Here is a 12644-nt window from a genome sequence, read left to right on the forward strand (position 1 = left end):
AGTATGGCACTTACCAAAGCCGAAATGGCAGAACATCTTTTTGAAACACTCGGAATGAACAAACGTGTCGCCAAAGAGATGGTTGAGTCGTTCTTTGAAGAGATTCGGGGCGCACTTGAAAGTGGTGAGCAGGTCAAGTTATCTGGCTTTGGCAACTTTGACCTTAGGGACAAGAATCAAAGACCGGGAAGGAACCCAAAAACAGGCGAAGATATCCCAATTTCTGCTCGTCGTGTCGTGACTTTCCGTCCCGGCCAAAAGCTGAAAACTCGTGTAGAAGCAGCAAACACGGGTAAGTAATTTCGTTTGTTTGATGGGAAAGCCACTCCTTAGAGAGTGGCTTTCCTGTTTATTTTTTCATGCAATATCTCCATTGTTTTTATCCACTGTCTGAGGTGAATTCTTTGTCAAGACAGCCCAAACATTTTGACCGTCGTTTTAAACTCGCCTTATTACACCCTAGATACTGGGCCACTTGGTTAGTGATTGGTCTATTAGTGATTTTCGGACTCATGCCCGCATGGCTGCGTGATCCTATTGCAAGATTATTGGCAAAAATAGTGATGCCAATTGCCAAAAAGCCCATTAGCGTTGCCAGAGCCAACTTAAGGGCGTGCTTTCCTGAGCAATCCACCGCCGAGATTGAAGTGTTAATCCGTGAGAACGTGCAAAACTTCGTTTTGGTGTTGTTAGCACAGGGCGAATTGCTGGTGCGCTCAAAAGCGCATTTACGTCGTCGAGTCAATTTAATCGGCTTTGAGCATGTGACTAAAGCGCAGGCTGCTGGGCAACCGATCATTTTTATCATGCCCCATGTGTGGCCAATCGATTATGCTGGTTTACGCCTTAACCTTGAGTTGCCTATGGTGACTATGGCCAAAGCCCATAAAAACGGCTTATTCAATTGGTTTAGTAATCGTGTACGCAGCAGTTGTGGTGGCCATGTGTATATGCGCGAGGCGGGCATTCGGGCGTTATTGGCTGAGCTTAAGCGCGGTAACAGTTTCTTTTATCTTCCCGATGAAGACTTAGGTCCTGAACAAAGCGTGTTTGCGCCTTTTTTAGGCACAGTGAAGGCAACGCTACCTGTTGTTGGGCGTTTAGCGCAGGCGGGTAATGCCCAAGTGCTGCCAGTAAAGATTGGCTACAACCAAGCGACACGCCAATTTGATCTCACCGTGATGGCGGCCGTTGCGCCTGAAGAAATGGTGGGCAAAGAAAATGAGGCGTTGGCACTGAACAAAGTGGTCGAGCAAGTTATCTTAGCTTACCCAGAGCAGTATATGTGGTTCCTGCGCGTTCTCAAGACGCGCCCAGAGGGTGAAGTTTCTATCTACAGCTGAGATGTAGCGTGACTGAAATAGTGTGGTTTAAAATGGCTTTGAGCGCTGATTGCTCAAAGCCATTTTTTTGAGGAATATTCTTGCTGATAGGACTCTTTATTGATTGAGATCTTTATCGACTGTGCTGTTACCAATGCAGGATTTAATCTTCATCTTGTTCCATCTCAAGTTGCATCAGTAACATATCTTCGCCATCGAGTACGCGAGTACGAAAGCTTTGACATGCAGGGCAGACGACCGTGCGCTCACTCAGTACGGATTCAGTCTGGCAGTCTTGGCAAAGTATCACTAGCGGCTGAATTTGCATATTGAGTATGGCTTCTTTGCAAATCCCATCGAGCTTAAAGGTATCGAAGGCGGTTTGTAGCAGGCTAGGTTCAACCCCGCTCATGACGCCCAGCTTGATATCCACTCGGGTGATTTTATCGGCATGATTGGCCAGCGCGTGCTGTTCGCATTGCTCAATCAGGGCACTCACAATCGAATATTCGTGCATCAGCAAATCCTTGGCAGCAGTTCACCTTGGGGAAGATCGAGATAACGCTTAGTATTCCAAGGTGTTCTTAGCACGACTTTCCCCACTAAATCATCACTCACAGTACCGATAATCGCTGCATGCTCACAGCGCCCAAAGCGTTGCATGATCTCGAGCGCACCTAAGGCGATGTCGTTGGGGACGGCGAGGATGAAAGTGCCTTCGTTGGCAAGATCCATGGCTTCGAAACCATAGAGTTCGCACAGACCTTTGACTTCATCGCTAACGGGAATACTGGCTTCATTCACTGTGATGCCGACATTGGAGGCGACGGCCCATTCGTTGAGCACTGCCGATAAGCCACCGCGAGTCGCATCGCGCATCGCATGAATGGGAATATTGGCGGCGATTAATTGCTCGACTATGGGCCAGAGCGTCGCGCAGTCACTTTGCAATGCAGATTCGAGCGTGAGTCCTTCACGCGCCATTAAAATCGCTGCACCGTGGCAGCCAATATCACGGGAGACAATAATGGCATCGCCCACGGTGACATTCGCCGAGGAAATATTGGGACGCAAGATGCGACCAATGCCTGAGGTATTAATAAATAAACCATCGGCGCACCCCTTGGGTACGACTTTAGTGTCGCCGCAGACTATCCGTGCACCACTGTGTTTTAATTCTTTCGCCATACTGCGGACAATCGTCGTTAAATCCTTGATAGAAAAGCCTTCTTCGATGATCACACTACAACTCAAAAACTGAGGTTCTGCGCCCATCATAGCGAGATCGTTGACTGTGCCTGCGATGGCGAGCTTGCCGATATCACCGCCGGCAAAAAATAAAGGGGATACGGTGAAAGAGTCCGTGGTAAAGGCGTTGGCACCGTGCAAATCGAGTTTAGCAGCGTCTTCTTCGCTGCGAAGGATTGGGTTATCAAACTCGGCAAAAAACAGATCACGGATCAGTTTATTCATTTCTTTGCCGCCACCGCCGTGGCTGAGTTGAATGGATTTATCTTTAAGCGTATCAGCCATGATGTGGCTCCTTGATATCGATACCTTGATAGCGGTAATAGGCATTGCAGGCACCTTCGGAGCTGACCATGCAACTGCCTAAGGGCGTTTCGGGATTGCAGCCGCGGCCAAAAACTTTACAGTCCTTTGGTTTAGCAAGCCCACGAAGTATATCGCCGCACTGGCAGGCTTTATGATCGTCAATTTCCTTCACAGGTAGGCGGTCTTTAAAGCGCAGTTCGGCGTCTCTATGGGCATATTCGGGTTTAAGCTGCAGCGCTGAATTGGGGATTGGGCCTAGTCCACGCCAGCGAAATTGCGGTCTGACATTGAAGAATTGATTTACTTTGGCCTGCGCCGTGAGGTTGCCGTCCTCCGATACTGCACGGCTGTATTGGATATCGAGCTCAGCTTTGCCCGCGGCTTTTTGGCGCACAATCCGTAAAATCGACTCCATCACATCGACGGGCTCAAATCCTGCGACAACCACTGGCGTGCCATAGTTTTCGACTGTGCTGCGATAGATTTTTGCGCCACTGATCACGCTCACATGGGCTGGGCCGATAAAGGCGTTGACCCTCGCTTTTGGATCGTGCATCACGGCATCAATTGCGGGTGGCACTAATACATGATTGATATGAAATAGTAGATTTTCGAGTTTTTCTTGTTCGGCCAGTTGTAACAAAATTGCTGTCATTGGGGTTGAGGTTTCAAAGCCAATGGCGAAGAACACTACGGTTTTATCGGGATTGTCGCGGGCAATTTTGAGCGTATCTAAGGGATCGTAAATTGGGCGAATATCGCAGCCCTTGGCCCTAAAACTGGCTAAAGAGCCTTGAGAACCGGGCACGCGGATCATATCGCCCAGGGTCACAAGAATAACATTTTCTTGGGAGGCAAGCGCCGCGGCTTGGTCGATGCGCTCTTTAGGCATAATGCACACTGGGCAGCCAGGACCATGGATAAATTCAATATTATCCGGCAGTAAATCTAGCAAGCCGTATTTCATAATCGTATGAGTATGGCCACCACAGACTTCCATGATATTGATTTGTTGCTTAACCAATTTAGCGGTTAACTGAATATCCCGTGCTAAATTGGCAATCGTTTGGGGATCGCGAAAGCCTTGATAGAGGTGTCTTAGTTCAAGCATGCTTTTTCCTCGGTGCACTCGATAGGGGTGCGCCTTGCGACTTAATCCTGCACTGCTGATGGTCAGTGTATGGCTTCATTTTCAAGCTTAGTGACGATTTCTTCGTATAGATCAATGCTTTGCTGCGCATCTTCCTTATCAATTTTGTTCATCACAAAACCAATATGGATAAGTACATAGTCGCCAATTTCCAGTGGCTCATTCATTAAATGACTGCTGACATCGCGGCGCACACCTAAGGTGTCGACGGTGACGCTCTGGCGCTCAATATCGACCGCCACCACTTGGGAAGGTATGGACAAGCACATTATTGTGCACCTCGAATGTTGTCTTTAAGTCAAGCGGCTACAGCCTGCATGGAGTCGCCATCTTTAATTGAGACTTCAATAATTTGAGTTGCTGGATTGAGTTTTTTAAGCTGCGCTCTGGCTTCGTCTAGCTTGAAATCAAAATAGGGCAGTAGATCGCACTTAGTGATAAAAACTACATCGGCGCGGCGGAACATCACAGGATATTTTTCAATCTTATCATCACCTTCTGGCACTGATAGCAGCACGATATTTTTGTGAGTGCCCACATCATAACTGGCTGGGCAGACGAGATTACCGACGTTTTCGACAAAGCAAATATCGAGTCCTTCAAGCGGCAGATGATGTAGGGCACCGTGCACCATAAAGGCGTCGAGGTGACAGGCGCTGCCCGTTTGAATTTGATAGGCCTTAATGCCTTTAGCGATGAGGCGGTCGGCATCGCGGGAGGTTTCTAAGTCGCCCTCGATCACCGCATAGTTGAGCTGCGTGTATTCTTTGAGATTTTCTAATAGGGTGGTTTTGCCACTGCCCGGGCTACTCATGATGTTGAAGGCAGTAATGTTATGTGCCTCAAAGTGGGCGCGGTTATGACCTGCTTCGACATCATTTTTATCTAAAATTTTGTGGATGACTGACAAGGTTTTTTTATCGTTTAACTGAGGATTTGTGTGTAACTCTTGATGGCTATGCTCATGAGTATGTGAATGGTCATGATTATGCTCATGGCTATGGGCATGCGCGCCTAGATGATCATGGTCGTGGCGGGTAAGGGAGCAGCCGCAGTCTTTACACATTTTACCTCTCCTTGTATCGGCAGAGTACGAGGACTTTGCCTGACAAATAATGATTGATGTACGAATCGTTAATTTGGTTACGCTAATGTTGAGTGTGATACAAATTGCGCTACGGATCTTTGATGTTCGTCAGGTTTATGGGGATAAAAATGGCGAGCGAACATCAGGGGTTATCAAATAAGTAAGGTTATTGACTCTGATGAATGCCATACCAAAGTTGGCCTAGGGCGATGCCGCCATCATTGATGGGTATCTGTTTACTGGATAACACTTTATTTCCTTGGGCGCTGAGCTTGCTCAGGCAGTATTCCAATAGATATTTATTTTGAAATACGCCACCGCAGAGCACGGTTGGGAGGTGTTGATACTGGGCAGCATAATCACAAATAGCATCACCTAAGGTGTGTAAAAAGGCGCGGGCGATGGCATAGCATCTATTGTCTGTTAGCGGTTGTGCTGTAATCAATTCAACAATTTGCTTGAACATCTCACTGCTTCGCCACTGGTCGATGTCAAGAGGTAAGTTAAGCGAAATGACTTCAAGGGCTAATGCATCGGCGCGATTGGCCGCGGCTTCTATTGCCATGCCCGCTTGGCCTTCAAACAGTGTGGTTTCGATTAAACCTAAGGCGCAGGCGAGGGCATCGAACAGTCGCCCGACAGAGGAGGTTTTTATCGCGCTGCCGTTCTGCCAGATCTTATGTAAGTTAGCCAGAGTGTTTGGGCGCATGTTGTTTAATATAGGTAATTGTAATGCGAGCACAGCATCGAGGCTCATTTGCTCGAACAATAATGCCAGTAACAACCTCACGGGTTGCTTAATGGCTTGCTCGCCGCCTAGCAGGGCTATGGGCTCAAAATGGGCCAGTCGCTGCGCTTTATCGAGCGTAGTTAATAGCACTTCACCGCCCCATAAACTGCCATCTTCCCCAAGCCCAGTACCGTCAAAACTAAAGCCCAATACGGGATCTCGATATTGATTTATCGCCATCACGCTGAGCACATGGGCATGGTGGTGTTGCACCGATAAACATTGTGCTTGGCTGGAATCGCTGAGTTGTACACTTGAGTTGGAGTGCATTTCAGCCCAGCGCGAAGGGGCATAATCTGGGTGTTTATCGCGAATAATAAGATTTGGCGTAAAGTGATACAACCGAGCAAAAGTGGCTAAGGTGCGCTCAAAATACTGCTCGGCGCTGACACTGAACAGGTCGCCAATATGGGGACTTAAAAACACATTATTGCCAAAGCCTAAGGCGATGGCATTTTTTTGCTGTGCGCCCACGGCCAAAATCGATTGGGTCAGCGGTATCTCTAAGGGGAAACTTAACGGTGCATAGCCGCGGGCGAGGCGCAATACTTGCACCTCTGCGGAGGAATCCAGTTGCGGCTGGATCACTTGCACCACACTGTCATCACAGCCATTAATAATCGGCCGATTATGATCGACTATCGCATCCACCACATGGCTTAAGTGACTAATAAGCTCATCACAATCAGTGATGATAGGTTCACCGGAAACATTGGCGCTGGTTGCAACTAATGGCCCTTTGAAGAGACCTAATAGCAAATGATGTAGCGGTGTGTAGGGTAAAAATACCCCGAGTTTATTCAGATTGGGGGCGACAGCTAAGCTGAGATCATGTTCGGCTCGGCTGCTCATCAGCACTATGGGCCTTTCCTGCGAACTCAGCACTTGCCACTCAGCATCCGTCCCTGTGACATAGTGCTGCGCCATGGTGATATCCGCCATCATCACCGCTAGCGGCTTGACTTGGCGCTGTTTTCGTAGCCGGAGTGCGTTGACGGCATTGTCACTTCGGGCATCACAGATTAAGTGAAATCCACCCAATCCTTTAATTGCCAGAATCTGCCCTTGGCGTAATCTGTCAGCCGCTGCTGTCAGTACCGCAAGGTCCGTACTCAATTCAGGTGTGCTGACATTTGAGGAACTGGGAAGGATGTATTCCCCTTGCGGTGTTTTTAAACTGAGTCTGGGGCCACAGGCGGGGCAGCTCACGGGCTGGGCATGGTAGCGGCGGTCGAGTGGGTTTTGATATTCTTTGGCGCACTCGGGACACATGTCAAAATCGGCCATGGCGGTGTTGTGTCTATCATAGGGTAAAGCATTGATAATCGTGTATCGAGGGCCACAGTTAGTGCAGTTGGTAAAAGCATAGCCAAAGTGGCGATCATCAGGATTATGCATGTCGTTTAAGCAATCTTGGCAGGTACTTTTATCCGCCGATACTACCACCTGCGCACCTATCGGTGAACTTGGGTCATCGTCCTCATGGCTGTCGCTTTTTATAATTTCAAATGTGGTTTCGCTTAGCAAAATCGGCAGCGGTGTTTGGATTATATTGTCGATACGGGCGAGTGGCGGTGGAGTGGTATTGAGTACAGTGAAAAAGCGAGTGAGGTTTTCATCATTACCTTGCAGCTCAATGGTCACGCCCTTAGCATTGTTGAGCACAGTGCCCGTCAGTTGAAACTCAAGGGCATAACGATAGACAAAGGGGCGAAATCCCACCCCTTGTACTATGCCAGTGACGTGCAGCTGACAACGCTTTAACGTGGCTCCCTTGTGGACAAGGTATTCCAACGCCAGCCTTCGTTTTATCTGCAGGTCACTGTGCTTTTTGTGGCGACTATTGTGCCTATGTGGCTTCATACGTTGTGACTTAACTTTTGGCCTCCTAATCATGGGCATTCAGTTGGCGCTGCTTAACGTAAAGTGCCCCAACAGCTAAGTTATCGCCGTCTAAATCCAGGCTGCGATTGACCACTAAGGGGAAGTTTTTGCCTAAGCGTAAGCTGATGCGTTTGCACAGGGTTTCATTGATTAATTCATTGCCCGCTAAGGCTATGTTGTGCACGCCGATATTTAAATCGATATGCTCGATCCAGTTAGATAAATAGTCCGCCAGCGAGTCTTGCATCGCAAAGGCGAGCTGACTCGGATCGTCATTACCCGCAATACGAAAACTTAAGACAGTGCCTAAGGTTTTACACCAATTTAGGCTGCGGTGGGCTTCACCTTTGGTCAGCGGATAATCGATACGCGGTGCATTAGCACCGTGGTAGCGCATGGCGGCGGCCATGAGTGCATCGCTTAGCCTTGCTTGGCTTTGAGTCTCTTCTTGGGTATTGAGGCCAATTAATATGGCTGCAATCGCCCACAGGCTTTGTAAGTTGTCCCGTCTGCCGTGAAGCTTTAGGCTTAAAAGTTTTAGGTAATCTTCGGGAAACAGGCTCTTAAATTTTTGCGCTACGGCTTTTTGTGGACTGCTGTCCAGTTGATGGAAGATTTCGTAACCGTTATCGGGCAGCTCGGGCAGGGCGAAGAAAAGTTCAGTGTCGCCCTTATTATCGCAGGTGACAATTTGACTGGCGTGGGTATGGCTTAAGTAAATGACCGCAGCATTTTTTGCCTGTTTATGACTGGTAAACTTACCGTTGAGCAGCGCACTGAATAGCGCTGCGTCTGCAAGGGTGTGATTTTCTGTGTTGACTGTATTTTGATTATTATCGCTTAGCATACTGGTGCAATGAATATCACTGTCTTCACTTGACGGTACTTGAGTCAATACTGCCACACTCAGTTCGCCTTGGTGCGATCGTGAACGTTTCGCCGCTTGCCATTGGGCTTGATAACCGTGAAAACTGACTTTTTCCCTTAAGGGTTCTGGAGCGATAAAGTGCTTGGTTTGAACCTGTGTTGAGCTTAAATCGTGACTGGCGATTTGTGCCCAAGCACCATCGACCCACGCTAGCTTCGGCCTATTATGCGGCCCTTTAATGTAAACCCAATCGATCCCTTTTTGCCGCAACACTTCGGCGAGTACTAAAATCACCCGGCTGTAGGCAAAACAAATGTCGTACAGTGGCGCACTGAGTTTGTCGTGTTCTTGGATGGGTCTGGCGCAGATAAGTGGCTTTTCAATACTGGAAAGCGCGAGCACCTGTGAATCGTTCAGGCAGAAATGGGCGTTCAGCGTATTGGGATTACAAATTAACAGTTGTGGCCGCTCGCCTAAGGGCTGAGCAAACGGTGTCAGACTAAGTTGCAGATCATCGGCGGCCGCTAATGTCAGTGGGCCTTGTGTCAGCAGCCCCTGTGCCATGGCTTTTATATCTGACAAGGTTAAGGCTTTTTGCGCTGGCGTTAATTGTGTTTCGCCCTTGCAGCAAGGGCAGGCTAAATCTAGCGCGCCAAACTTCGCCGACTGATTATCGCCAATCAGCGGATAACATTGCTGGCAAAAAGACGCGATGGCAGGACTTGATCCAGACTGTGAGTAGGGCAGTAAGGTTTTGCCGCCTTGGGGCTCGTCGATGACCTTAATGCCGGAGTCAATCAACCAAGCGGAAATCAAAAAGTCCGCGGCAATGGCATCGGCCAGTTGCTCGAGTTGAGTCTGCTCGCCCTGGGCTTCAATAAAGTAACTGTGCTGACCAAAGTCATGTAGGCCATCACAGCCTATGCTGATGTTCAGCGCATCGTAATTTAGGTATTGATTACATAAATGCGCGTACAAAGGCACCTGACGTGAACAGGTAAAATCGAATCTGATGTTTTTCATTTTCTATATACTTTCACCAGTAGTAACGCCGCGTTTATAAGAGTCAGGGATCAGCGAGTCGATACTGTGATCGGCAATACGCGTCGCAGTGAACCCAAGGGAGGCTAAGTGGGATAACAAGCTTGATTCCATTAACGGCACTGCGGCGGCAACTTTAGGGGTCAAACCCAGCACCATAGGTTCGAGCACGGTTGGGGTGACGCCCAGCACAAAGGTCTTAGGTCTGTCGCCAACCATTTCCATCATATTGAGGGTTTGCAGCATTTCGACTTCATGGGCGCTGCCTTGCCAGTCGATTTCCTTCGGAGCCTTATCAAAATCGAAGAAGTAGACCTCGCCCGCTTCTACGCCATTGGCATTGACAGTATCGACCACGATTAAATAATCATATTGGCAAATAATAGGGATAAGTCCCTGAGCCAAGGTGCCGCCATCGAGCAGCGTTAGCTGGTGAGACTCATGGGTAAACTGATAATTATCAGCTATATAATTGACAAAATGTACGCCGATGCCTTCATCGGCGTACAGGACATTGCCAATACCGAGTAGCAATATCTTCATTGGACTCCTAGTGGTGTGAGTCTGGCTTTGGGTAGTCATAGCCAGAGACAATCGAGTCAACTGAGTTATGTTTGAAGCGTATCCCTGACCAAACCGCCATATAGACGTGGATAACCACAAAGATAACAAATGCCCAAGTGAGGTAGTGATGCCAAATCCTAACTTGTGCTAGCCCACCCATTTGTGCCGTGATCCAAGCGGCGCTGCCCCAAAGCATGCCACCTAAACCTTGGTGATACACATTGGCATACAACACCAGACCCGTTATACATATCACAAGAGCGACCAGTGAGATTGCTACATAAGTCACAAATTGCAGCGGTCCATAGACACCGGCTTTATGTAAGTGCCCCATCCATAAGTAAGATTTCAGCTGAGTGATCCAGCTTTTTACGCTCATGACATCGCGAAATGAGCGCCGCTCAATGTCGCTTCGGCTGAAAAAATACAGGTAGAAGCGGACTAAGGTGATTGCGGTTAGTACAAAACCGCAAATCAGATGAGCGAAGCGGATCCAGCCTTGTACGAGTACGTCCGTACTTTCAGGCGCCACCAGAAACGGCCAAGCAATATAGAATCCGGTGATCACTAGCACCAGAATTGACAGTGCCCTGAGCCAGTGAAAAATCCGTATTGCCGGACTAAAAATCAGTGTCCGAATGCGGGTTGCAGAATGGTTCATTTTGCGTTCCCTCCCTCGATTATTGACCATTGGGACTGACACGGAACTCGCTCAATGCTTGGCCTTTGAAATCCATTACGTGTACAGAACACGCCATGCAAGGGTCAAATGAGTGAATAATACGTATCACCTCAAGGGGCTTAGTTGGATCTTCCAGTTTCAAGCCAATTAAAGAGGCTTCATAGGGACCCATTTTACCGTTGGCATCCACAGGACCTGCGTTCCAGGTCGTCGGTACCACGGCTTGATAGTTCTCAATCACTCCATTTTTAATGCGGATCCAGTGGCTTAACATGCCGCGTGGCGCCTCGATCATGGCGTGACCTACATACTCTTTATTTGGATCAATATTAGGTTTTACATAGGTAGATTCATCGGACTGGATATTCGTCAGCAGCGCATCAAAAGTTTTTAACCCTTCTTGGGCGACGATGACTGTCTGCAACATACGGGCTGCAGTGCGACCTAAAGTGGTAAATAGAGCCGCTACGGGTAGACCTGTGCGAGCGAGCAGGGCATTAACCGAATCCACGACCACCTTGTTACCGCGGGCATAACTCACCAATAGGCAAGCGAGTGGACCCACTTCGACAGGTTCACCTTGATAGCGGGGAGATTTCACCCATGAGTATTTGCCATCACCATCCAGTGTTGGCAATTTGCCGTAGACAGTGTCGCGTTCAACAAAACCAGTGTAATTAGGAATCGTTGTACCGTCATAGGGATGTTGCGGTGCATCGGCGCTATACCAAGCGTGGCTGACGTCTTCGGCAATCAGATCTGGATTCACATCACTGACGCCGGCAAGGTCGCCATTCATGATCACGCCTTGATTAAACATGTATTCGCCATTGGCTAACACAAAGTCATCGGTCGCCATGAAGTTTTTCACGTTTACCCCGCCCAACACGCTAGGTTCAGTACCAAAGGCTTCGGCCGCCATCACGATATCTGCTTGATAGGCACGCAGAATAAAGTCAGTTACGGTCGCATGTTTTTGCTTCCATTCCTGCAGGCGAGCAGGGCTGAGCATGTCGCGCACCGAAGTCACACCACCGACAACAACGGATTGTGGATGTGGTGATTTGCCACCAAAAATGGCTAGCATTTCTGCCGCAACTCGTTGTACTTCAAGCGCTTTAAGGTAGTGAGATAGCGCGATAAGGTTTTGCTCTGGGGTAAATTTATAGGTGCCGTTACCCCAATAAGCGTTGGCAAATGGACCTAATTTTCCCGTTTCGACAAAGCCTTTAACTCTTTCTTGTACCGCTTTTAAATCACCTTCACCCGCCGCTATGGGATGGTCTGTGTATTTCAGGGCAACTTGTGCCGCTTTAGCAGGATCGGCGCTCAGTGCAGAAACCACATCAACCCAATCTAAGCCGTGTAGATGGTAGAAATGCACAATATGGTCGTGCATGTATAAAGAGGTTTGCATTAATGAACGTAAGTATCTCGCGTTCAATGGAATTTGAATTCCTAACGCATTTTCAACCGCCTCAGTACCGCAGCGGTAGTGGGAATAGGTACATACGCCACAGATACGTTGCACAATAAGGCCAACATCCATAGGCGTGCGGCCTTTGAGAATGACTTCAATACCGCGCCAAAGTGTGGAGGATGACCAAGCCTTGTTGATGACGTTATTTTCATCAACTTCGACTTCGATACGTAAGTGACCCTCGATACGTGTGATAGGGTCGATAACAACGCGCTTGCTCAT

General features: G+C 48.4%; 12 protein-coding genes. 2 read left to right on the forward strand and 10 right to left on the reverse strand.

What is annotated here, in order from left to right:
* The first annotated feature begins 3 nt into the window (after positions 1–3).
* Both ihfA and lpxM read left to right on the forward strand, forming a co-directional pair.
* A complete protein-coding gene (ihfA, locus tag AAA952_RS13120) occupies positions 4–300 on the forward strand; it encodes an integration host factor subunit alpha (protein WP_006081370.1) in 297 nt (98 codons plus the stop codon).
* A 104-nt stretch (positions 301–404) separates the two neighbouring features.
* Entirely contained in the window at positions 405–1343 is a 939-nt protein-coding gene (gene lpxM, locus AAA952_RS13125) for a lauroyl-Kdo(2)-lipid IV(A) myristoyltransferase (protein ID WP_263205425.1), read from the forward strand.
* 142 nt (positions 1344–1485) lie between these two features.
* On the opposite strand, the gene hypA is transcribed toward lpxM, so the two are convergent.
* From hypA to hyaB, 10 genes are all read right to left on the reverse strand, one after another.
* The gene (gene hypA / locus AAA952_RS13130) at positions 1486–1839 is read right to left on the reverse strand and encodes a hydrogenase maturation nickel metallochaperone HypA (RefSeq protein ID WP_212599835.1); all 354 of its coding nucleotides are present in this window, start codon (positions 1837–1839) and stop codon (positions 1486–1488) included.
* Entirely contained in the window at positions 1839–2855 is a 1017-nt protein-coding gene (gene hypE, locus AAA952_RS13135) for a hydrogenase expression/formation protein HypE (protein WP_219250505.1), read from the reverse strand. The genes hypA and hypE overlap by 1 nt, the downstream gene beginning before the upstream one ends.
* On the reverse strand, positions 2848–3987 hold the full coding sequence (hypD, locus tag AAA952_RS13140; protein WP_263205421.1) for a hydrogenase formation protein HypD: 1140 nt from the start codon (positions 3985–3987) through the stop codon (positions 2848–2850). Before hypD ends, hypE begins: the two co-directional genes overlap by 8 nt.
* A 62-nt stretch (positions 3988–4049) precedes the next feature.
* On the reverse strand, positions 4050–4295 hold the full coding sequence (locus AAA952_RS13145) for a HypC/HybG/HupF family hydrogenase formation chaperone (RefSeq protein WP_263205419.1): 246 nt from the start codon (positions 4293–4295) through the stop codon (positions 4050–4052).
* Between the two features lie 29 nt (positions 4296–4324).
* Positions 4325–5092, reverse strand: a complete 768-nt coding sequence (gene hypB / locus AAA952_RS13150) for a hydrogenase nickel incorporation protein HypB (protein ID WP_338257622.1) — start codon at positions 5090–5092, stop codon at positions 4325–4327.
* A 187-nt stretch (positions 5093–5279) separates the two neighbouring features.
* A complete protein-coding gene (gene hypF, locus AAA952_RS13155) occupies positions 5280–7697 on the reverse strand; it encodes a carbamoyltransferase HypF (RefSeq protein ID WP_338257624.1) in 2418 nt (805 codons plus the stop codon).
* Positions 7698–7791: 94 nt separating this feature from the next.
* Positions 7792–9678 (reverse strand): Kae1-like domain-containing protein, encoded by a 1887-nt coding sequence (locus AAA952_RS13160; RefSeq protein WP_338257626.1) that lies wholly within the window; start codon positions 9676–9678, stop codon positions 7792–7794.
* 3 nt (positions 9679–9681) lie between these two features.
* On the reverse strand, positions 9682–10239 hold the full coding sequence (locus AAA952_RS13165) for a HyaD/HybD family hydrogenase maturation endopeptidase (RefSeq protein ID WP_012587810.1): 558 nt from the start codon (positions 10237–10239) through the stop codon (positions 9682–9684).
* A gap of 7 nt (positions 10240–10246) precedes the next feature.
* Complete coding sequence (gene cybH, locus AAA952_RS13170; RefSeq protein ID WP_028760178.1) at positions 10247–10921, reverse strand: Ni/Fe-hydrogenase, b-type cytochrome subunit; 675 nt, start codon at positions 10919–10921, stop codon at positions 10247–10249.
* Positions 10922–10940: 19 nt separating this feature from the next.
* Positions 10941–12644, reverse strand: coding sequence for a nickel-dependent hydrogenase large subunit (hyaB, locus tag AAA952_RS13175; protein WP_105252282.1), 1704 nt, complete (start codon positions 12642–12644; stop codon positions 10941–10943).

The organism is Shewanella sp. M-Br (genome assembly GCF_036245925.1).
Taxonomy (GTDB): domain Bacteria; phylum Pseudomonadota; class Gammaproteobacteria; order Enterobacterales; family Shewanellaceae; genus Shewanella; species Shewanella oncorhynchi.